19 protein-coding genes are annotated in these 22,478 nt (G+C 52.4%); 13 read left to right on the top strand and 6 right to left on the bottom strand.

Annotated features, from left to right (window positions below; genetic code table 11):
- Window positions 1–252 precede the first annotated feature (252 nt).
- The gene (locus tag OHL19_RS08690; RefSeq protein WP_263357253.1) at window positions 253–1,257 is read right to left on the bottom strand and encodes a quinone oxidoreductase family protein; all 1,005 of its coding nucleotides are present in this window, start codon (window positions 1,255–1,257) and stop codon (window positions 253–255) included.
- Between the two features lie 55 nt (window positions 1,258–1,312).
- A complete protein-coding gene (locus tag OHL19_RS08685) occupies window positions 1,313–1,696 on the bottom strand; it encodes a nuclear transport factor 2-like protein (RefSeq protein ID WP_263357251.1) in 384 nt (127 codons plus the stop codon).
- 358 nt (window positions 1,697–2,054) lie between these two features.
- Between OHL19_RS08685 and OHL19_RS08680 the strand changes: the two genes are divergently transcribed.
- From OHL19_RS08680 to OHL19_RS08645, 8 genes are all read left to right on the top strand, one after another.
- Complete coding sequence (locus OHL19_RS08680; protein WP_263357250.1) at window positions 2,055–3,686, top strand: FAD-dependent oxidoreductase; 1,632 nt, start codon at window positions 2,055–2,057, stop codon at window positions 3,684–3,686.
- 80 nt (window positions 3,687–3,766) lie between these two features.
- Window positions 3,767–4,606: an alpha/beta fold hydrolase gene (locus OHL19_RS08675; RefSeq protein WP_263357249.1), complete on the top strand. Its 840-nt coding sequence runs from the start codon at window positions 3,767–3,769 to the stop codon at window positions 4,604–4,606.
- A gap of 72 nt (window positions 4,607–4,678) precedes the next feature.
- Window positions 4,679–5,218, top strand: a complete 540-nt coding sequence (locus OHL19_RS08670) for a hypothetical protein (protein ID WP_263357248.1) — start codon at window positions 4,679–4,681, stop codon at window positions 5,216–5,218.
- A 114-nt stretch (window positions 5,219–5,332) separates the two neighbouring features.
- Window positions 5,333–5,752 carry a nuclear transport factor 2 family protein gene (locus OHL19_RS08665; protein WP_263357247.1) on the top strand — a complete coding sequence of 140 codons (420 nt, stop codon included), beginning with the start codon at window positions 5,333–5,335 and terminating at the stop codon, window positions 5,750–5,752.
- A gap of 174 nt (window positions 5,753–5,926) precedes the next feature.
- On the top strand, window positions 5,927–6,460 hold the full coding sequence (locus OHL19_RS08660) for a hypothetical protein (protein ID WP_263357246.1): 534 nt from the start codon (window positions 5,927–5,929) through the stop codon (window positions 6,458–6,460).
- A gap of 212 nt (window positions 6,461–6,672) precedes the next feature.
- A complete protein-coding gene (locus OHL19_RS08655; RefSeq protein ID WP_263357245.1) occupies window positions 6,673–7,362 on the top strand; it encodes a type 1 glutamine amidotransferase domain-containing protein in 690 nt (229 codons plus the stop codon).
- A 104-nt stretch (window positions 7,363–7,466) separates the two neighbouring features.
- A complete protein-coding gene (locus OHL19_RS08650) occupies window positions 7,467–7,754 on the top strand; it encodes a muconolactone Delta-isomerase (RefSeq protein WP_263357244.1) in 288 nt (95 codons plus the stop codon).
- A gap of 98 nt (window positions 7,755–7,852) precedes the next feature.
- Window positions 7,853–8,416 (top strand): hypothetical protein, encoded by a 564-nt coding sequence (locus OHL19_RS08645; protein WP_263357243.1) that lies wholly within the window; start codon window positions 7,853–7,855, stop codon window positions 8,414–8,416.
- 120 nt (window positions 8,417–8,536) lie between these two features.
- Here OHL19_RS08645 and OHL19_RS08640 read toward each other — a convergent pair whose 3' ends face one another.
- A complete protein-coding gene (locus OHL19_RS08640) occupies window positions 8,537–11,332 on the bottom strand; it encodes an ATP-binding protein (RefSeq protein WP_263357242.1) in 2,796 nt (931 codons plus the stop codon).
- 256 nt (window positions 11,333–11,588) lie between these two features.
- On the opposite strand from OHL19_RS08640, the gene OHL19_RS08635 reads away from it, so the two are divergent.
- Window positions 11,589–12,392, top strand: coding sequence for an SDR family NAD(P)-dependent oxidoreductase (locus OHL19_RS08635; protein ID WP_263357241.1), 804 nt, complete (start codon window positions 11,589–11,591; stop codon window positions 12,390–12,392).
- Window positions 12,393–12,401: 9 nt separating this feature from the next.
- On the opposite strand, the gene OHL19_RS08630 is transcribed toward OHL19_RS08635, so the two are convergent.
- From OHL19_RS08630 to OHL19_RS08620, 3 genes are all read right to left on the bottom strand, one after another.
- Window positions 12,402–13,337 (bottom strand): helix-turn-helix domain-containing protein, encoded by a 936-nt coding sequence (locus tag OHL19_RS08630; protein ID WP_263357240.1) that lies wholly within the window; start codon window positions 13,335–13,337, stop codon window positions 12,402–12,404.
- 88 nt (window positions 13,338–13,425) lie between these two features.
- Window positions 13,426–14,058, bottom strand: a complete 633-nt coding sequence (locus tag OHL19_RS08625; protein WP_263357238.1) for a response regulator — start codon at window positions 14,056–14,058, stop codon at window positions 13,426–13,428.
- The gene (locus tag OHL19_RS08620; protein WP_263357236.1) at window positions 14,055–17,123 is read right to left on the bottom strand and encodes a sensor histidine kinase; all 3,069 of its coding nucleotides are present in this window, start codon (window positions 17,121–17,123) and stop codon (window positions 14,055–14,057) included. The genes OHL19_RS08625 and OHL19_RS08620 overlap by 4 nt, the downstream gene beginning before the upstream one ends.
- A 154-nt stretch (window positions 17,124–17,277) precedes the next feature.
- Between OHL19_RS08620 and OHL19_RS08615 the strand changes: the two genes are divergently transcribed.
- From OHL19_RS08615 to OHL19_RS08600, 4 genes are all read left to right on the top strand, one after another.
- Window positions 17,278–17,709, top strand: a complete 432-nt coding sequence (locus OHL19_RS08615) for a hypothetical protein (RefSeq protein WP_263357235.1) — start codon at window positions 17,278–17,280, stop codon at window positions 17,707–17,709.
- A gap of 316 nt (window positions 17,710–18,025) precedes the next feature.
- Window positions 18,026–18,886 carry a sensor histidine kinase gene (locus tag OHL19_RS08610; RefSeq protein ID WP_263357234.1) on the top strand — a complete coding sequence of 287 codons (861 nt, stop codon included), beginning with the start codon at window positions 18,026–18,028 and terminating at the stop codon, window positions 18,884–18,886.
- A gap of 164 nt (window positions 18,887–19,050) precedes the next feature.
- Window positions 19,051–21,834, top strand: coding sequence for an ATP-binding protein (locus OHL19_RS08605; RefSeq protein WP_263357233.1), 2,784 nt, complete (start codon window positions 19,051–19,053; stop codon window positions 21,832–21,834).
- Between the two features lie 177 nt (window positions 21,835–22,011).
- Window positions 22,012–22,389, top strand: a complete 378-nt coding sequence (locus tag OHL19_RS08600; RefSeq protein WP_263357232.1) for a nuclear transport factor 2 family protein — start codon at window positions 22,012–22,014, stop codon at window positions 22,387–22,389.
- Window positions 22,390–22,478 lie beyond the last annotated feature (89 nt).

Raw genomic sequence — 22,478 nt, 5'->3', positions numbered from 1 at the left:
ACATCTTTCCAACAATTTCACTCTGTTGAGTGGAAACAAGGACCACCTCAACTCCTGCCCGCAATGTCGGCCTTGATTATCTTCTGGACTTGCACCAGAAAGGCTCCCCCCTAGCTATGAAACATCCTCACTGTAAGGAAAGGCGTTTCTTGTGAACGCCTTCGGTTTATTTCGATCCGAGAGCCTGCACTCAAGAGAGATTCCATTACAGCGCATAGGGTGGAATGATACTGGTACAACGCGAATCCAGCATCACGGGATGCGAGGGTCGAGAACGATTGCACCAACGACTAGCCTCTCCTCTAAGAGACGATGAGCCTCAACTGTTTTACTTAGAGGCAAGATTGCAGCGACCTGAGCACGGAGCTTGCCTTTGAGCACTTGGGTAACCAGATCAGTGAGCCCAGCGCGAATGAGCTCGGGCTTCGCAAGGAAGACAGGCAAATATATCCCTGTCATCGTCTGACACTTTTGCATTAGCCTCCGAGGTTCGAAGGGTCTTCCTGGACCTCTCGTAGATCCAAAGATGATGTAACGGCCGAAGGTTGCCAGGCATGCAAAGTTTTGCTCAAAGACATCGCCGCCGATTGATTCGAGGATAATATCTACGCCGCGGCCTCCAGTGGCTTCGAGTACAAGTTTAGGCCAATCCGGAAGACTGTAATCAACAGTCACGTCTGCTCCGATGCTGTGGGCGAAGGCTCGTTTCTCCTCAGTGCTTGCGGAGGCAACAACCAACCCAGCCCCCATCGATTTCGCAAGCTGCACCGCGAGACTGCCTACTCCGCCTGCGGCTCCGTGAATTAGAACGCTTTCCCCACTCCGCAATTGGGTTGAAGCCTTCAGCATGAGCCATGCGGTCAATCCCTGCGTGGGCATTGCTGCTATTAAGGCATCATCTGCCGACGCTGGGAGACAAACGGTCGTGTTTGAAGGAGCACAGACGAATTGGGCATATCCTCCCGAAGGGATCAATGCGACTACTTTCTCTCCTATAAGGCTCTGGTCGCCCGTAGGGCCGACTTCGTTTACAATTCCCACGACTTGCAAGCCCGAGATGCGCGGCAGACCTTTGTCCTTGCCGACATGCGTCTCAGCACGCTGATAGATGCCCTGTCGTTCTCGAATATCAACATAGTTGACTCCCGATGCAGTCACTTCGATCAGAACCTCGTCATTCTGGGGAAATGGCTTGGGCACATCGATATATTCGAGAACATCCCGATCTCCGAAACGCGAAAACTGAATAGCCTTCATACCAATTCTCCTTTTGAAAGTCTTCTCGATGAGATGAGAACTTTGGTGATCAGAGTTATGCGACATAGTTGTTGAGCATCGGAACATCTGTAATATACGTATCGATTCGGCAGATCTTATCTTCCCGCAACTTGAAGATAGAGCTGAGGAACTCATCCAATACCTTCCCTTTGCATTTGCCGGTGTTATGCAACAGGATCCCCATCCCTTCGTATCCGTAGATCACATGCAGCAGTTCGAAGTTGACCCCGTGTTCACCGAGGAACTGCCCCCTGGCAACGATGGCGTTAGCGCCTACAGCCTCGCCGCCAACCTGGCTGGTACCGGGAAGGCTCCAGACCGCGTCGTCTGTCAATACGGTTTTGAGCAGGATTGGATCCCGCTGCTGAAGGCTGTGAATAAACGTCAAGGCGATCTCTTTCTTCTGCGCGTCGGTCATGGCAGCTCTCCATTCATCGTTATTGCTATCTGCAGGTGCGTTGCTTGCGCGAAGTAAAACTCGCGTCGACAGCACCCGCAGCACTTCTCGAGTACATCTCTTGTCGAGATGAAATAGCGGTTTATCGTTGTGAATCGTTGTTAATCGGCGGCCCATTAGAAATCCCCGTAACCTCAACTGCCCCGCTTGAGCTTCCGCGTGACTTAACAACAATTCACGTCGCTTGACAGGCATCCATTACTCCCTGGGCGCACGATCAATTCGTGAAGTTAACCAGTCAGACAAAAGCACCATGCAATCGAATTGCTCCGCAAGGTGATTTCGTCATTCTGGCTCACGGCAATCTACGGAGGAGCTTATGGCCTACGCCCCGACATTGACCGAAGCTCAGATTGATCGCATCCGCCCACATGCGAAACAACGAGAAGTGATAGCGGGAGAGATCCTCTACGAGCCTGCCTTCGACACACCACCTGTTTACATCGTGCTGTCAGGTGCTATCCGCATCGTGGCGGTCGGCGGCGATGAGGATAGGATCGTCACTACTTACCGCGAAGGCCAGTTCTCCGGCGAACTGCTCATGATCTCCGGACGCCGATCGATCTATCGATGTCAGGTCGTCGAAGCCGGATCGCTGCTCGAACTCTGTCCAAAATATTTGCGCACTCTGATCGGCAAGGACGCCGAGCTCAGCGATATCATCATGAACGCTTTCCTGGCCCGGCGTCTCTCGCTAAAGGACACGGGGCAAGGTAACGTTGTCATCCTCGGATCGAAGTACTCCGCAAACACACTTCTGATCCGTGAGTTTCTGACGCGAGATGGCCACCCTTTTAATTATTTCGATCTTGATACGGATCCCGTAACCCAGGAGATGCTAGACCGCTTCGGTGTAACAACAGACGACATTCCAGTTGTGATCTGCAATAACTCCCAGGTGCTTCGTAAGCCTTCTACAAGGGAGGTCGCAGAGTGTCTCGGGTTTAACTCGAACATCAGTGATTCACAGGTGCGCGATCTTGTTATCGTTGGCGCCGGTCCTGCCGGTCTCGCTGCTGCTGTATACGGCGCGTCAGAAGGACTGGACGTTCTCGTAATCGAAAAGGCTGCTCCCGGCGGACAAGCTGGTTCGAGTTCAAAGATTGAAAATTATCTCGGCTTTCCGACTGGTCTCACCGGCCAGGAGCTCGCCGATCGGGCTATTGCGCAAGCCGAGAAATTCGGGGCCAGGATTATGGTGGCTCGAAGCGTTCAACGGTTGAGCTGCGATCAACGCCCATACACGGTGATCCTCGACGACGGCCATGAAATATCCACTCGCACAATCGTCTTAGCGACCGGAGCGCAGTACAACAAGCCTGCGTTGAAGAACATCGAGACATTTGCAGGCCGCGGAATCTACTACAACGCTACGTTCATGGAAGCGCAGCTCTGCACAGGCGAGCAGGTAATCGTTATCGGCGGAGGCAATTCAGCGGGACAGGCTGCTGTATTTCTCGCACAGAATACTGCTGGCGTCACGATGCTGGTCCGCTCGCGAAGCCTCGCTGATACGATGTCCCGCTATCTCATTCAGAGGATCGAAGAGAACCCTCGCATTCAACTGCACTACCAATGTGAACTTACAGACCTCGATGGCGAGTCTCACATCGAAGGCGTCACATGGAAGAACAAGGTCACAGATGAAACAGTCAGCGAATCAATCCGCCACGTATTTGTCATGACCGGCGCATCGCCCAAGACAGACTGGCTATCGGGCTGCCTTTCACTCGACAGCAAAGGCTTCATCCTCACGGGACGCGATCTGGAGACGACTATGCCTCCCATCCCGTGGCCGCTTGCTCGCGCGCCCTACATGTTAGAGACGAGCCTGCCTGGTGTTTTTGTGGTTGGAGATGCACGTTCCGGCAACGTCAAGCGAGTTGCTTCTGCAGTAGGGGAAGGCTCCATCGTGCTTCACCTGGTGCACCAAACGCTGGCAGAGCCCTGATCATATCGACAACTTTTCCAACTGTCAGCAAGCAATTTCAACCGATAACACCACGTACTTCACTCGAAAGGAAACTAGTCATGACGGCAACAAAAACAGGCTTGCACGCACTGCAGTACAAGACGATAGATGGACTCCAGATTCGTTATGCGACCAACGACAAGACAGATGGGGATCCCATCCTGATGTTGAGCCCTTTGCCTGAAAGTATCCTCGCGTTCCTGCCCATCTGGGACACCATCTCCGAGCTCGGACCCGTGGTTGCCGTGGATCTTCCTCCGTTCGGTCGCTCTGAGGTCAACAAGGATGCTCGTACACCTGAGGCAGTAGGCGAATTCGTCCTCCGCATTATGGATGCGTTCGGTATCAAGACGCCGCATGTCATCGCTCCCGACATCGGAACGCCTGCATGCCTGTTCGCTTCCGCCAAGCACCCTGGCGTCTTCAAAAGCCTCGTCATCGGCAGCGGTGCGACCGACCACACGGACATCCTTGGCGCACTCGACGCCATCGTGAATGCACCTTCGCTCGAACCCTTCAAGAACCTCACCGGCGAGGAGTTCGTACGCGACGCAGTTGGCGGCATGAAGAACTACAAGCTTCCCGAAGATGTGCTGCAGGACTATATCGCTTCTTATGCAGGCGACAAGTTCTGGGACGCGATGACCTTCGTCCGCGATTACCCTAATGCTCTGCCACGCCTAGCCAAGCTTCTCCCCACGATCACCGTTCCCTGCCAGGTAACGGTCGGCAAGCACGATCCGTTCGTGCCTGTCTCCAATGCAGAAGGACTGAAGCGCGGTCTCCCGAAGTGCAAGCTAGACGTAATCGATTGCGGTCACTTCGTCTGGGAAGACGAGCCGCAGAAGTACGCTCAGCTTGCGCGCGAATTCATCCAGGGTGGCTACGCCAGGCTCTAAATCCAGGCGGACTTATCTAACGATAACTCCCTCTCTCAACATTCAATAGACCACTCTCCAAGGAGAAACGAAATGAGTACCACACAGCAACTTCTCGTTCAAAGCAGCGCCAAAGCCCCGCTTGGCGCACCGTTCGAGAGCATCGACATACCGGAGTGGCTGTTCACCATTGCCGACGCCGAGTATCAGCGATGCTCGGTGAACCACATCGCCGCTGCATCGTCGATAAATGCCGCAGGAAAGCGTATGTCGCTCAACGTGGAGCATGTTGGCGTCATGATGGTCCAACACTACGTCGAGGAGCTTGCGAAGAAACAGCACTGCCGCGTTATTTCGATCACCGATCTCTTTTTTCCCGACAAGGGGCGCACTACATGCCAAGTGACCTGGGAGCTGATCGCAACTCCAGTAACCAAAGACATCAGCCAACTGGAGAACGTCGTCCTGATTCACACGACTCCGGACTTGGAGAACTTCATCGAGAGGAACAACATGCCTCTCGATCAGATCAAAGCGAGCTTCAAAGCAGCGACAGAGGCACACAACGCTGAAGAGACGCCTCTCTTCGCCAACAGTATCGCGAGAAAATCCGCGCACGATAACAAGCGATAACGGGCACATTGAACGGCTTGCTGCATGCCGCTCCTATCCATCTATCAGAACTTTGATCGAGACCCTACAACCAGTCTCCTACGCGAGACGCAATCGCCCAGGGAGGGCAAATCCATGAAAACCGCAAAAGAACTTCTCCAGGCTTATATCGACGGATCCGCTCTCGAAGCCGCTGCCCTGTTCGCCGACAACGGAGCGCTAGAGCTGCCGTACCTCGCCGATCTCGGTGTAGAGCCACGATACGAAGGCCCAAAAAATATCGGCGCTTTCCTGACCTTCCTGCACGAGAAAATGTATCCCGGCTTTAAGTTCATTGACGTGAAAATTTATATCGACACTCCCGATCAGGCCTTCGGTGAGTACACCATTCATCAGAAATCAGGCATCTCCGGCAAGGACGTTCACCAGCGGTTCTTCGGCCATCTCACCGCCGAGAACGGCAAGATCGTCCTGCTGCGCGAGGCTCTGAATGTGCTCGCGGCCGCCGATGGTATGTTCCCGAACGGCATCGCCGACGTGATCAACAAGAAGTAAGTGGGGTGGGTCGTTGACCACCTGCGTTCCCGCGTCGGCGACCCAATACTCATCTACCATCACGACCAGGAATGGGCATAACAAACGTACCGAGACAATCAATCCATGTCGGTTGATTGTGCTGTTTGGCCTGTCTCTCAAGCTTCAATAGAACAGATCCTCAAGGAGATCTCCATGTCGACCGATAATACGCTTTCTCTTTCAACCGTCACCGCCATCATTCATGCGCCCATTGAGAAGGTGAATATCGCTGACTGGGTACTGCATCTTCCCGATGCTGAATACCAGCGCTGTTCGACTGCGCATATTGCTGCGGGATCGACCACGACAGAAGATGGCAGGCCAATGTCTATCAACGTGGAGACGATCGGCGACGCATTCGTCGTTCAGCACTATGTCGCTGAGGTCCATGAGCCACATTACTGCCGGATGCTCTCGATCTCGGATTCGATCTCTCCTGCGGGTCGAACGAAGCTGCAGGTAGTTTGGGAGCTGAGCGCAAAGAAGATCGATGACAATACCTGCGAGTACACCAATCACATTCACTCCACGGCTATCGATCAGACGTTGGAGTTTCTAAAGGCTCACAACGTGACGATCGAAGCGGCCAGTGCTGCAAGGCAGAAAGCATCTCACGCGCATAACGTCGAAGAGACGCCGAAGTTCGCCAGGAGCATCGAGGAACTCGCACACAAGAACGCTTTATAGAGTCCCCCATCCTTGATACGGCAGCATCGCCCAGCAAGGATGGGGTCTGCATCACAGGCGAAGCAATGTGACATACAAGATCACATTGACCAGTTGGCGATAGTGTCTTAACAACGATTCACGCGGCTTGACGTAAGCCTTATCGAAGAAAAGCTCAGGATAATTTCAGGCAGTCGGGATTTCACAAAACCCGTTGCAACGGAGGAAGAAAGATGAAGGTTCTTTTCATTATCAGCAGTTCTGAAACCGCATTCTGGCTGTCGGAGGTTTCCCACCCATATTGGCATTTTACTGAGCGTGGCGTGGAAGTTGACTTCGCGAGCCCCAAGGGTGGCAAGATCGTATACGACCAGTACAGCGATCCCGACTTTGAGAATTCGCTCGAGCCGGAAGACCTGGTAAGCAAAGGCTTCCTAAGCGACGAGAAAGTGCAGACGAAGCTCGATAGCACGCTCAAGCTCGAAGATGTGGACTTGAGTCAGTACGATGCAATCCATGTCGCTGGCGGCCGCGGTGCGACCTTTGATCTATATCCGAACGAGCATGTGGCAAAGGCCCTCGAGTACTTCTGGGCAAAGGACAAAGTCGTTGGCGCGATTTGCCACGGAGCCATTGCGCTTGGCAACATTCCCGGACGCATCAAGGGTCGCCAGGTAACCGGTTTCACGCTGGAAGCAGACAAGCAGCTTCAGAGTATGTTTGGTCCCAGCTTCCTCATCCCCCACTATCCGCAAACTGTTCTCGAGAGCACTGGCGCGGTCTACAGCAGCATTGAACCTTACACGCCTAAAGTCATCGTCGACGGCAAGCTGATTACGGGCCAGGATCAATCTGCTGCGTCCGAGTACGCACTGGCATTTCTGCATCTGATGACCGGACATTCGCCTGTAACAATCGTGTAATTCCATATAAGGCAACGACCATCGAGCTTTGCTCTGAGCTTCAACGCAAAAGTGTCGAAGCTCAGAGTCTGCAAACTCTCAATCAGTTTCACAGGAGACGAAGCATGCTATTTCACGTGTACATCGACGTGCAGATTCCTCACGGCACTGACCCAGAAAAGCTCAAGGAACTCAGCGAGCGTGAGCATGAGCGAGCCAAAGAACTGCAACTCCGGGGAAAGTGGATACACCTTTGGCGCGTAGCCGGCAAGTACTCCAACATCACTATCCTGGAGGTTGCCGATCCCGCGGAGTTGCATGACATCCTCAGCTCGCTTCCTCTCTATCCATTTATGCAGATTGAAGTGACTGCCCTATGCAAACATCCCGGTTCGCTTGAGCTGAATAAATAGACATATCCTCGCTACGCCACTCAAACAGTGGCGTAACTTGCGACGACAATCACCATCGAGCATCTCCATTGAGCATCCCTTTCGAGCAAGGAGCACTTGTGAATAAGAAGTTGCTTCAACAGATTACGAGAATAGTCTTCGCCGCAATTTTTATAACAGGCATCGCTCCGTCTGCACCTGCATACACTCCTTCAGGCCTCACGAGCAAGAGTTCGGCCCATATCCCGAAGGCGAACCTCGACCAGGTTCTAGAGTTGAATAAACAACTGATCGACTCCGAGAACTCAAAAGACTTCGACACCGTTAAAGCGATGGTGTGGGAATCGCCCTCTGCTCTCTTCGTCGCGAAGACGGCCACAGCCGCCGAAGGAAACTGGGCTGGCTTCTGGGGACATGATGTAGTCGTAGCGCATCTTCATGACGTGATCTTTGGCGGCCCGTTCCGCATCGATCCTGACTATACGAAAGCCAAGGCTGTGTTGCTAAGCGCAGATGTCGCTGAGACATATGTACCCGTCCAGATTACCGTTGGCTACGGTGGACAGCAGGCTGTGCCCAAGCCATTCTTGCTTCTGATCGACTGGGTCATGACTTCAGCGGGATGGAAGATGGCAAGCGACATTGCGATCCCCGTTCCTCCACCGCCATCAGCAGCCAAGTAGCCGTTGCACAAGCGTACGCCTACGACGTGAAGCGCATGGGATCAGCCGGATCGTACCTCGATAGTTCGATAGTTCATCAGTTCGTCAGTTCGGAGATCTGAAGAAGGATTCATCTCCTCTTCAGGAGACATGCATGATCTTTGCCAGACGGTCCTCCAGTTCGCTGAGGACCGTCAGCGCCTGCATGTAATCTGCCGTATCGTATCCTTCAGAAAAACGCTCGACGAGCTCCTGCAGCAGTAGATATGCACGCATCGTATCTCGGTCCTTGAGGAGTTGCGCAAGGCTGATCGCAGTGCGAAACTCCCACGAAAGCGCACCACCCTCGCGGGCAAGTAGCAACGATCTTTGCAACAGCTCTTCCGTCTCGTCAAATGCGTTTCCATTCGATGCTTCGAGCCTGCGCTGCGCCTCTCGCCGAAGAACCTCTGCGGAGAACCAGTGGCGTTCTCCCGCCAGGACTTGTTCCAGCAATGCTGGCGCAATCCATCCACCATCCAACACGCATGCTTCCTGGAGTTGGCGATGGCGCCATGACTGAGCTCGTATGTTGATTTCTTTGTTTCGCGACAGGCCGAGTGCACGTTCAAATACATCGCCAAACTGCTGCCAGTATGCGAGTGGACATACGACTGCTTGCGCACGCAGCAGTTCCAGACTCTGTTCCGCAGTCATCCGATCGCCGCACCAGAGAGAGATAGGGCATGAAGCCAGGGCAAGCGCTACACAAAGCGATGCCGGATGCTGCGCATCCACAGCGGCCTGAACACAGAGCCTCGCAGTTTGACGTGACTGAGAAGAAAACCCTTGCAGCCATTGAGTGCGAGCCAGGGTGAACAGCGCGACAACCTGCGGGTCGTACTCATAGATTCCCCTGTTGATCACCATCTGATTCGCCGGATGTGCGAATACAGCATCGAGATTCTCCCGCACCTGCTGGAGATCTCCTCGATTCAGATAGCTGACCGCCCGTATTCGCTGCAGCAGAAACGTGCGATCATGATTCCCTCCGAGAAGACGCTCAAACTCATCGGCAACGGCCAGTGCCGCAGCATGTTCTCCAGAGCCGTTGTAATACTGCCAGAGCTCTTTCAGAAGTCGAAGGCGCGAGGTTCGTTGAGGATCGGTCTTCTCATCTGCAAGAGCGAGCGCCTTTTCAAGTGTCTTGTACATCTGCGGTGTCGAGCCCTCGGTGTTGTACAGCGCAGGGATGAACGAAAGCAGCAATTGCATCTCCGTCTCGGGGCTGAGCCTGCCTCGCTCTTTCAGCCGCTCAAGCGTTCGATTAACTTCGCCGGAGAACTCCAGAAACAATGTAACTGCGTACCAGTTGGAGGCGAGTGAGACAGTCACATGAATGCCGAGCAATGGATCGCCGTGATCGGAGAAGCACCATCGCAGTGCTGAACGCAATTCATCGATCAATGGCCGGTAATCTTGTTGCGGCAAGTCCTGATCAGAGACAGAGACGCTGTTATGTTCCGCCTGCTCGGCGCGAAGATATTCTGCATGACGACGTCGCACGCTATCAGCCGCAGGTCCGCCGCCTAGTTTCTCCGTGGCATAGGTTCGCGTCGTATCCAACAGACGATAGACCGGCTCCGTTCGACCAGGCTCCACGAGGGCCATCGATTTTGCAGCCAGATTCGCCAGCGCTTCCAAAAACTTTGGTGCCGTCAATACCTCGTCGGAGACAATTGCAAGCGCCGCTTGTCGAGTAAACCGTGACTGAAATACACCGAGACGAGCAAAGACGATCTGCTCCTCTTCGGGTAATAATTCGTAGCTCCAATCAAGCGCTGCCGCAAGAGTGCGATGCCGTAGCTGCGCGGTCCGCCGTCCGCGTGACAGTAGAGCAATCGATGCCCGAAGCTGATCGGCTATATCTTTCACAGCGAGAGTATCCACGCGGGCGGCAGCGAGCTCAATCGCCAGCGGCAGTCCGTCTAGTTGCCTGCAAAGTTCTGCGATGGAGGTGGCTTCCTGATCCGTGAGATGAAAAGAGCTAGAAACAGCTCGAGCACGTTCTGCAAAAAGCTGTACCGCCGAGTAGGTTAGCGCATCCTCAACAGTCACTGTTGCAGCAGAGGCTTGTGGTACATCGAGAGCCTTAAGCCTTCGCAGCCACTCACCTTGGGCTCCTAGTGGTTCTCGGCTTGTCGCAAGGATCGCTACCTTCGAACCAACCTGCAGCATTGATTCGACAAGCTGAGCTGTCTCGTCGAGATGGTGCTCGCAATTATCGAGAACCAGCAGAAGATGCTTATCTGAGATAAAGCTTAAAAGAGACTCAAGGATATCTTCCCGCACAGGAGAAAGTTGAAACGCCGATGCGATCGCAGCAGCGATCTGCCCTTGCGCAGCAACCGATGTTAGGTCGACGAAGCATACTCCATTTGCGTACTCGTCCTCTATGCTATTTCCAACAGCCAGGGCTACGCTCGTTTTACCGATGCCAGCCGCTCCAACGATAGTGATCAAACGATGTAGAGGCAGATCTTCGATGAAACCTCGAACCGTCTCGGCTCGACCGATCAAGCTTGTTAAAAGAGGCGGAGGTCGAAAACGAACCTCTTTTTCGACGCGGCTTTGCCTCCGCTTGGCGATCACCGGCGCTGCAAAGCGATAACCTGCGCCGGGAAGATTCTCGATCAGTTCTGTGCTTTGTCCTGCGCCCCGCAGAGCCTTACGTATCGCCGCAATATGAACGCGAAGATTAGACTCATCCACAAACGTATCAGGCCATATTTGTTGAGTTAGTTGCCCCGCGCCGAGCATCACACCTGGCCGTTCAACAAGTGCGATGAGAAGATCCATAGCGCGACTTCCAAGATGTATCGGATCGGTCCCTCTCGTGAGCACACGACGACCAGCATCCAGTTCAAACTCACCGAAAATAAAGACAGGTTTACTCATACTGTTTCAGAAAAATCAGAGCTCAATTCTAATTGTCAAGCTCATGCAATACGGGCCGATCTCACTGCTTTTTTTCTATTGGTTTAAAAAAATAGCACAGATATTCAAGTGCTCTCCCAACGTATGACGTCGGTCTTTATTTCCAGGATTAATGCAATTTGCAAAGATTAACACCGAGCGATGCAGACTCAGTCCATTCTCGGCGTTTGATGGAAGAAACCATTCAGCATTACGACCATCGACAGGGGAGGAATACATGGGTACTGCATTGATAACGGGAGCATCTTCTGGAATTGGAGCGGCTTACGCTGACAGATTGGCGCGCAGAGGATACAACCTCATTCTCGTAGCGCGCGACCACGACAAACTGAATGCTATGGCACGAATTATCCGACAACAAACTGGAAGGATTGTGCGCGTTATGGCTGCAGATTTGACGGAACCATATGATCTGGCATGCGTCGAAGAAATGCTTCGTTCTGACCCCGAAATTACGATGCTCGTCAACAATGCTGGAATAGGTTCTACCCAACCTCTGTTGCAGAGTAAAGCCGATCAAATGGAAAAGATCATCAGCCTGAATGTAACTGCATTGACGCGGCTTACGTATGCTGTTGTTCCTGTTTTCGTCGAACGCGGCTCAGGAATAGTCATTAATATTTCGTCGATCGTCGCAGTTGCTCCCGAGATATTAAATGGCGTCTATGGGGGAACAAAAGCATTCGTCCTCGCGTTCAGTCAATCGCTCCGGCATGAGCTTGCCGAGACAGGTGTGCGGATTCAGGTAGTTCTGCCTGGAGGAACACAAACCGGCTTCTTCGCTACTGCAGGCACTCCTATCCACGAGATGACAGAAGAGCGGCGTGCCACCTTGATGACGACAGATGACGTAGTCGATGCGGCGCTCGCTGGCCTTGACCTCGGAGAGTTCGCCACACTTCCATCGCTCGCGAATATAGAGGAGTGGAACGCATTCGAATCTGCACGGAAGAAAATGATTCCAAGCCTAAGAAACGCATCGCCTGCGAATCGTTATAAGGCGGTTCGCGAACAGAGATAAATGCGATTTCTATTCGCGCAGTAGCGAAGGAGCAGATGAAAACTGCGACTTAAAGCACCGCGTCAAGTGGGCAGCGTCTGCAAAACCGCAAAGCCGTGCGATTTCCTTCATCGGAGTATCGCCGTATCGAACGAGTTGAATCGCGCGACTCAGACGTCGTTGCATAACAAACTTGTGCGGACTCATGCCCACCACTTTTCGGAAACCGCGAGCAAAATGCGCTCTGCTAACCCTGGCCACTGAACATAATTCAGACAGTCGAAGATCTTCCGCAAGGTTGGCCTCAATGTAGTCGATTACAGCACGCGCCCTTGCGGGCACAAGGATTTCTCGAACTGAATTTTCGCGAAGACTCCGTGGCGCATAGAGTGCAAGAATCCGGCCGAGAGCAGCTTCATGGATTTCATCGAAATAAAGCTTGCGCCCTGCGATACCGCAGTCCAGGGCTTCGTGTTGAGCCCGAGCGATTTGTTCCAGCCCCAGATCGTCGAGCTGACGAGTACGCAACTCTACTCCGCGAGGCATAACAAAATTCGTATCAAGATACTCAGTCAAATAATCGGAAGAAAAGCTGATCTGAAAGATCCTCGTTGCCCCAACTCCAGCAGTGTGTACTGTTTCATCCGGGCGGACATTCTGAACAGTGCCAATGCGGCATTCAATACGACTTGGCCTGCCATTGAACTCTCCACATTGAAGATGTCTTTTGGATTGAATATAGAAATGATAAAAGCCCTGAGGCTCTGGATGAGGCGCTTCCCACTTTGCGGGCTCCAACCATCCGCGGTCGATGAATGCAATTCCCTTCTCTTCTTCCCAGATGTTCCGGAAACGCTCTCCTGACGCTGCAAAGCGCTGATAGTGCTGACGAATGATTGAATGCATGACTTCAGACGTTCGGCATTGTCCGCATCTAGCCGCGGTAGAAATACTACGCTCTGTCATAAGGTTCAGACCTCCTGATTCGTTTGGCTTGCATGATCCTCCTTGGCCTCGTGACTTATCCCCCTGAATTTCAATGCACGAGGCGGTATCATGCCAGGTCGATGTACCCTCTTTTAATGGCAATAGTTACAGCGTGAGTGCGATCGTTCGCGCTCAGTTTGATGAGTATATTTTGCACATGAGTCTTCACTGTCGTCTCAGCAAGGGATAGCTGCGTAGCAATAATCTTATTCGATGTTCCAGTTGCAATCAGCCTCAGCACTTCAATCTCCCGATTGCTTAATTCGTCGTCTACGATGTGCTCCCCAAGCTCTCTCGCTATTTCGGGAGGGATGCGTCGCCGTCCAGAATCCACAACTCGGATCGTATCCAATAATTCCTTGCGCAGCATGTTTTTCAACAGGTAGCCTGCAGCACCAGCCTTTAACGCACGCAGTGCCTGGACGTCGCCCCTGTATGCGGTAAGCACAACGATTCGCGCCGTCGGGAATTCGCTGCGAATCGCGATGATTGCATCAGTCCCATTCATTGTTGGCATCTGTAAATCCATAAGTGTTACATCGGGACGATGCAGGCGGAATTGCTCAATCGCTTCTTCGCCATTACTCGCCTCACCAATCATAGCCATGTCACTCTGACTATTGACTGCTCCAACAATACCTTCACGGAGAAACGGATGATCATCCACAACAAGTATTCTGATTTTCCTTGCCTCACTCATCGCATCACTCTTCTATCGCCTATCAGTCTCTTCACCCAGTGCGGCCCAAAACCGCGAAAGCCTTTTTCGTAGGCTACCTCTGCTGGTATTTCCAGATCGATCTCAGTTCCCACATCTGGGCGACTCCAGATGACGAGTTTGCCTCCTACAACGTTTGCTCTCTCCCGCATTCCACGCAACCCCCAGTGCCCCGCCCGGCCACCATTGAGAGACTGCGGATCAATGCCTTTGCCATTATCTCGAACTCTCATACGAACCATGGCACGGTCATACGTAACTTCAACCTCAATCTTTGTCGCATCCGCATGCTGAAAAGCATTTCCCAGGCCTTCTCGTCCGATACGGTATGCCTCATCTCGTACAAACGCATCAAGAGGCTTGGGCGAGCCTGCAAGCGCAACCGAGAACGTTGCATTATGGCCCTCGGCAAGGTCTTTGCCATAGGAGGCAAGCGCCTCAGACAATTCGTAGATCGTAGTCGCTTCTGCTCGCAGTGCATGCACACGCTGGCGGCCTTCGAGCATCACCTCGTCTGCTGAATCAAGAGCTTTTTCTATCATCAGGCGGCTCCGATCAGCATCGGACTCACTTAGCGCCGTCTGGACCCGCAGCATCAACCCATCGACGCTTTGAACGAGAGTATCGTGCAACTCACGAGCGATCCGTCCTCGCTCATCAAGCCGTTCTCCTAGCCGTGCTTGTGTCTGCGCAGTGGCTTGTCTTAGCCGTAGAGTATGAAGCAACCAGATCAGCACGAGAAAAGCTATAGCTGAAAATACATTGAACCAGATCGTTTGATAGAAGGCAGGAGCAATGGTGAAAGCCATCGCCGCTCCTGCTTCGTTCCAGATACCGTCGTTGTTACATGCAATGACACGAAATCGATACTTGCCAGGAGAGAGATTGCTATAGAAAGCCTGGCGTCTTGTCCCAGCGTTCTGCCAATCTCTCTCATAGCCATCTAATCTATAGCGAAATTGCACGTTCCCTGGAGACACATAGCTTAGCGCCGTGTACCTGATCTCCAGATCACGCGTCAGGGGAGGCAAACGAAAATCCCCTTGTACTGGATAACTCCGCCCGTCAGCAATCATCTCTTCAACATGGACCGGAGGAGGAAGGTTATTTCCGCCCAGTCTGTCAGGATCGATCATTTGTAGAACCACACTATTGGGAAACCAAAGCCGTCCATCCGTAGACTGTGCACTCGAATTGAATAACGCGTCGCCCGGCTGAACCCCGTCCGATATGTCGAATATCCTCATGTGCAAGGTCATATCTGGCCGCTGCCACCACCTTTCCAGCTCCTCACCTTGTATCTGAACCAGGCCGCATTGTGTATATAGCCACAACGCATTGTGATGGTCCCAAAGGATCGCATTGACGGCGTTGCAAGGCAGACCATTCTGAATAGTAAGTATCTGCTTCTTGCCGTTTCGCCACGCTATCAGTCCAAATGCGGTAGCCCCAAGTACTGAACCATCCGGACTTATAAGGATTTGATCTACTCTGGAGTTTGGATTGTGGTGGTAGGGAAATATGTCGAGCTTGCCGTGCCGATATCGAGCCAGATCGCCACTTAGTAGACCCAACCAGATACCTTCTTGAGGATCAGCGGCAAGTTTTCGGGCAGCCGGCATCTGTGGCACAGGAAACATCTCTTGCACTTTGAGATCTCGAATACGCATCAGTGTCCGTGGAGGGCCGATAACCTCAACCCAGATATTGCCTTCCTTATCCTCAGTTATTCCAGTTACGAGCCCGAGCGAAGTTCCGTCCGGCCTCCTAACCTCTTGAACCTTTCCTTTGTTATGCATCAGTAATGAGTTCATCACGCCAATCCATAACGCGCCCGCTTGATCTTCAAACAGAGAGGTAATCTGTTTTCTCGCCAGGGTGCTCATCGCAGGTGTGGCAGAAAGATGGCCCGGGTGAAGAACATCCAGACCTTCAGAGCTTCCTATCCAAATGGAACCATCGCGCGCGGCCAGCACTGAATTGACTTCATCTGTGCTTAATCCCTCACGCGTTGAGAAGTCGACAAGGCGAGTATCGCGGAAGTTATCAAGACCTCTGGATGTCGCGACCCAGAGGTTTCCTTCCCGGTCTTCATAGAAATTGTAGATATCGTCGCTAGAGAGACCTTCCGAGCTTCCAAAATGATCTACTTGCGAGTTACAAATCCGATATATTCCGTGTTTGGCAGTTCCCACCCACAAGTTATTTTCGCGGTCCAGATACAAGGCTTGAACATTGAGTGTATTTCCATTGAGTTCAGGGGTTACAAAGGGCTTCCATGCCCCCTGGGTAAATCTGAGTAATCCGATCCCTGCTCCAGATTCACCTACACCTACCCACAAAGAGCCGTCTCTGGCGGCAGCAAGGGAAGATATACCATCCTGTTCCCGGTATCCCTTTAATTGCTTGAGAGGGTATAGGCTGTATGAACTTGGCTTCCATCGGAGAAGTTCGATATCTGCGCCAATCCATAAATTTCCTTTTTCATCGAGAATAAGAGCGCTGCACTCTCGACTCGCAACTCCATCAGCATTTCCAAAGCACTGGATTCCTGTACCAGTCACTTGACAGAGTGGCTTCGATCCGTCCAGGATCCGCGTCTGTACAAACCAGATCGAGCCCTTACTATCCTGAACAATCGAGTTCACTCGGCCATGGATTTCCGTATATGTGTTCCAATCCTGTCCTTTCAGATGGACCAGGCCAGACTCCAACCCAACCCATAAGCTCCCATCGCGATCAGCTAGAAGAGACACAACTTTCAACGAAGACAATTGACTTTGGTTTGGCGGAGTCAATGCGACATACCGCACCCCATCAAACCTCACCAGTCCTGTCTGCGTACCTATCCATATGTATCCGTCGGTAGTCTGCGCGATCGCCTCCGGAACGCCTCTGAGAAATCCATCCTGCGTGCGCCAAGCCGTATGAGCGTATTGAGAGATTAATCGGTTTGGATCAAGTGCATGTGAACCATGACTTTGCAGGATCATGGCGATGCACAAGCCGGCACAGCGAAGGATCATCGGCAGAACCATTCTCTTCATGGTGATTTCCTTCAAAGCCTATTCTCCCCGCCCAGGGCGTTAAACCATCAAGCATAAACCTCAGCTATAGGCTTATTCCCCTCCAAAAGAATGATCGTAGAGTAGTTCTATTGGCGTTTGTTCATCTACAAAAGCTCAGATATTATTTTTTCCTATGCAGCGGCTCTACTCGATGTTCCCTGCTGGAACGGCGGGTATTGCGTTGTTTATCCTGCGGCTCGCATTCGCTGCCACTCTGCTGGAATCCGGTTGGGAGTATCCTGACTTCGCCACTGCAAGCACTTTCATCGTCCTGGTCTTGCCAGTAAGTGCGCTGTGCCTCGGTATTCGCACTCCCTATGCATCAATCGTTAGCTGCTTGATTGAGCTTGCCTTGATTGTCATGGCTGGAACTCGTCCGGAACTTCTCATCGTTCTCTCCATCGCGAGTACCGCAGTTCTAGGGATATTAGGCCCTGGGGCATATTCACTCGATTCCCACATCTTCGGCAGGCGAATCATCCGCTTTCCTGTGCAAGGTAAACCCAAATATCCAAACGATGAGGATCGCCTCGGCAGTTCTACAAAGAGCTACAGTTCAGTATGAATGAAGGCCTGAGCAAATGGAGTATCGCAATTTCCTACGAATGGCGATTTCTAAGGCTCCGGTCAGACAGTACGTTAATTCAAAGAGGTTCTCTAACTCGCGGGCTTCGTCTATTTCAAGCAATGCGTCCTTTCGGAGATGAAGTAGCATCTTTCGAATTTCACCAGGTGAGTTACATCCGAAGAGCTAGTTGAACGAGCACGATCGACACCTTGCAACTCAGCCTTAACGTACTGACACATTTTATAAAACAGGTTATTACCTGCCCTGTAATCAATTGTTCCGTTCATACGTCGGTGTATCGATTGGAGGTTAAATGCCCATAGCTCCCATCCTGGAACATATTCCGCTAACGCCAGGTGTTGATCCGAGTGGAGGCATTGATCCCCAGCTTCTACGGCAGTTGCTTGCAGTTGAGAAGGACAAGCCAAAGCGTACATTGAACGATCTTACGGAATCGCAATCTCTAGCGGCACTCGCCAGGGTCGCGCAATTTGTCGCACATGACCTTCGTCATCATTTATGCACTGTCTATGCGAATGCAGAGTTTATGTGCAGCACAAATAACAATCTGTCCGATCGCGACGAATTGTTCGAGGAGATAAAAGCCGCAATCGCTTGCATGACGGATCAACTCGATGCTCTTCTCCTCTTTTCAAGAACTGGCTGTGCGTGCCATCTTCACCGCCAGCCTCTAAAGGAAATAGTCGGACGAGCCGTTCGGATGGTTCGCTCGCATCCCGATGCAGATACGGTCAGCATCACGGTCGAAGCGATGCCTTTTATTGAAGGGTACGTAGATAGTAAGTGGCTCTGCAGCGCAATGTTCAATCTGCTGCTTAACGCATGTCAGGCAGCGAGATTCACACCTGACATGAAAGAGGTTGGGATCTCGCTACATCAGGAACTAAGCCACATCTTCATCCGCGTCACAGACAGTGGCCCTGGTATACCTCAATCGATTCAGAAGATCCTCTTCCGTCCATTTGTGAATGCGGAGCGAAAGGATGGAATGGGATTGGGTCTGACTATCGCCGAATGCGTCGCTCGAGAACATGGAGGCAACGTTTATCTCGAAGAGACGCGGCCCGGAAGAACAACCTTCGTTCTAAGAATTCCAAATCCAGCTTTGGAAGTATTCGATCCCCGATGTCTCGCGGTTGGCTCAATCATCTGACACCTGGGATGCGTGCCACTCATAGCGGCGGAGTGCCGTTTCGTTCTTTCCTCCAGCTGACGTTGTTATGGTCACTCTAAATAACCGCACGATTGTCCAAGCATCCAGCGTCCAGCGTGGCCTCTTGGCTTCGCATGGCGAATACATTTGGGAATAGGCCGATTATGCAAAAAGATCGCAAGTATAGCTTCGGCTCGTTTGAGTTACTTCCCGAGAGAGGAGTTCTGCTCTGCGACGATGTTCCTATTCCGCTTGGTAGTCGAGCGATAAAAATATTGACGCTTCTTGTCGAACGAGCTGGTGAAGTCGTAACTGGGCAAGAACTGATTGACTATGCGTGGCCCGACACGCCTGTCGTCGAGAGCAATGTACGCGTGCATCTCGCCAACATCCGCAAACATCTTGTGGCTGCTACAGGAGAGACAAACGCGATTCTTACAATTCCCGGTCAAGGCTATCAATTCAATCTTGCCGTGGAGGCACATCGAACGACAGCGCGACAGCGCATTCGTTCAAGCCTGCCCAACCTATGGACCGCCTTGATAGGCCGCGAGAATGCTATAGAGCGGCTGTTGCACGACATCTCAGCTCATCGCTTCGTCACGCTTGTAGGCAGCGGCGGGATAGGTAAAACCAGCGTCGCATTGGCCGCAGGGCATAAAGCCGCCTCCTGCTACGAAGATGGCGCTGTCTTCGTGGATTTCACAACGATGACAACACGACATATGCTCATGAATCGTCTCGCGAGCGCGCTTCGTTTGCCGCTTACATCGAGTGATCAGGAGACATCTGTTCTTGAATGTCTTCATGATCGCGAGACGCTTCTGATCTTTGACAACTGTGAACATGTGCTGGAAGAGTCCGCGTATCTTGCCGAACAAGTTCTCCGCTCAAGCCCCGGATCTCATCTTCTGGTAACGAGCAGGGAGCCGCTGCAGGCAGAAAGCGAATTTGTCGTCCGCCTGCCGTCACTCGATTATCCGCCGGCGGATGGGAAGCTGCTCACAGCATCTGAGGCGCTCACTTATCCTGCCGTTCGTCTCTTTGTTGAGCGCGCTCAGGCGAGCCAGGCATGGTTTGAACTTCAAGACGAAGACGCCCCTGGCCTCGCTCTCCTCTGTCGCCGTCTCGATGGAATTCCACTTGCAATCGAGCTGGCAGCAGCCAGGATCGAGCTGTTCAACATTTCTACGCTTACGCAGCAACTCGACCGCTCGCTGCATTTGCTGACTAAGGGCCGCCGCACTGCTCCCGAGCGCCAGCGCACCCTTCGTGCCACTCTTGACTGGAGTTATGGATTGCTCTCTCAAGGGGAACATCTTCTTCTCGCTAGACTTTCTGTCTTCCAAAATGCCTTCGATCGCGAGGCTGCTCTGGCAGTAACTTCTGACGAAGTGATGACAGAAGCTCGCATCCTCGACGGCGTTACCTCACTCGCAGCGAAATCCCTCATCGTGACCTCACGCGAAGGCCCACTGCCTCTCTATAGGCTTCTGGAGGCAACTCGCGAATACGCTTTGGAAAAGTTAGGCGCCGGTCCGGCCACGCACTCTCTACGTAAGCGACATGCAACCTATCTTCGCGATCTGACCAGGAGACTGGAACCGCAAAATGGATTTGTGACGTCAGCGGGACTTGACCGTTACCGTCGACTCGCAGACGAGTTGCGAGCAGCCATGATGTGGGCATTTTCCGTAGATGGCGATGCCGAACTAGGTGCTGATCTCGCCGCCGTTTCCGCGTATATCTGGTTTCAGATTTCATTGCCCGGGGAATATCAGGACATTGCCGATCGAGCTCTCGCAAGCATGAAGGGAAAAGCCGGATCACGCGAAGCCGAACTCGAAATCCTTCTTGCAAAAGGGCCGGCGTTGTTTGAAGCGCTTGGCGCGGTGCCGGAGCTTTACTCAACATCCGTGCGAGCACTGGAGCTCGCTACCCAGCTTGAGGACAACGCCGGAGTGGTCTGTGCTCTCCTTTGTCTATGGCGATACCACTATGGGTTGAGCAACTATGAAGAGTCTCTTCACGTTACAGAGCAACTCCGATTACAGGCTGAGACAGGGCACGATCCGGGAGCGATGTACCTGATTCATGCGATGCTGTCTCTCTTATATCTGGGCCGACTGAGTGAGGCCAGCGAACGAGCCGCGGAGGTAGCCAGGCGCATTAGCGGAGATACCGTTCCCTTACGAAACGCGTATAGCTACGACGCCAGGGTGATCGTGCTGGCTTCGACGGCTCGCCTTCTCTGGTTGCAGGGATTTTCAGAAGCAGCCTCTGAACGTGCGGATGAAGCCGTAGAACTCGCTCTGGAAGCACGTCACTCAACGACCATCTGCTTTGCCCTTGGAATGGCCGGTTGTCCGATTAAGCTCTGGACTGGCCAATTTGCTTCTGCTGAACGGCACATAGCTTTGCTTCAGGAATATGCCAAGGCAGCAAATTCGACGTATTGGCAGAACTATGTCGCCGTGTTCAGCCGTGGCCTTCCTTTGTCTGAACTTCGCCAATCAACGCTCGCACGGCAGAATGTTTACGGCGAAGCAGGATGGGATCCACGGCACTGGGAAAGCATTAGCGTTCTGGGGCAGGGCTTTGCACCACCACATCTTCTGGAGCGAGCGAAGAGAGACCGCTGTTGGTGGTGCGCTCCGGAGATCCTTCGGCTTGAAGCAATGCGATTCATTGTTAAAGCAGAGCCATGCGCACTCTCAAGAGCCGAGCAACTGCTGGAACAGGCTCTATCCATCGCAGAAGAGCAAGGTGCTCTCCAGTGGAGATTGAGAATCAATATGTCCATCGCCCATCTCTGGAGCAATGACGCTCGTCTACCAAGCGCGCTGCAACAGCTGGATGCTACGGTTAACGAATTTACAGAGGGATTCGACTTTCCAGACCTGCTCGAAGCGACCGCACTTCTGGAAAAGTTTGCCTGCAGTAGATGAATACAAATGCAAGTATGGCAGGAGCCGCGTTCTTAGCAACGATTCACACAGCTTAACCAACTAGACCCACTCCAATTAGTCCAATCTGATCTTGGGGAAACCTGCGGAGCTCATCGAGAAGCTACTGACTCGCTGAGGCTTTCTATCAACGAACAAGACCCAAAGGAGATCATGGCTATGTCTGAACAGAACAAACAGATCGCGATTGCGTTTTACGAAAAGCTGATCAATGACTTTGATCCGGACACAGCATTCAATCTGTATGGCGGTGATACATACAAGCAACACACACCCGTCATTGCAGATGGACGTGAAGGTGTAACGAAATTTATTGGCTGGCTACGCAACAACTACCCTGACTCTCGTATGGAAATCAAGCGTGCATTTTCGGATGGAGATATGGTGATCCTTCATTGCCACTGGATCCAAAAATCAGGCGAACGCGGTAATGCTGTCGTTGATTTCTTCAGAGTCGAGAACGGTAAGGTAGTCGAGCACTGGGATGTAATTCAACCGATTCCTGAGACTTCTTCAAACGACAACACGATGTTCTGAGAGACCAATAATCGGCAACGATCATGTATGCGAATTACCGCTGTATATCCCATCGGGGAATATCACTGCACCGAATCATTTTGGAGTTG

Origin of the sequence: Acidicapsa ligni (assembly GCF_025685655.1) — a bacterium.
Lineage (GTDB): Bacteria > Acidobacteriota > Terriglobia > Terriglobales > Acidobacteriaceae > Acidicapsa > Acidicapsa ligni.
Note: the sequence above shows the minus strand (reverse complement) of the source record. Positions and strands in the feature narration are given on the sequence as shown.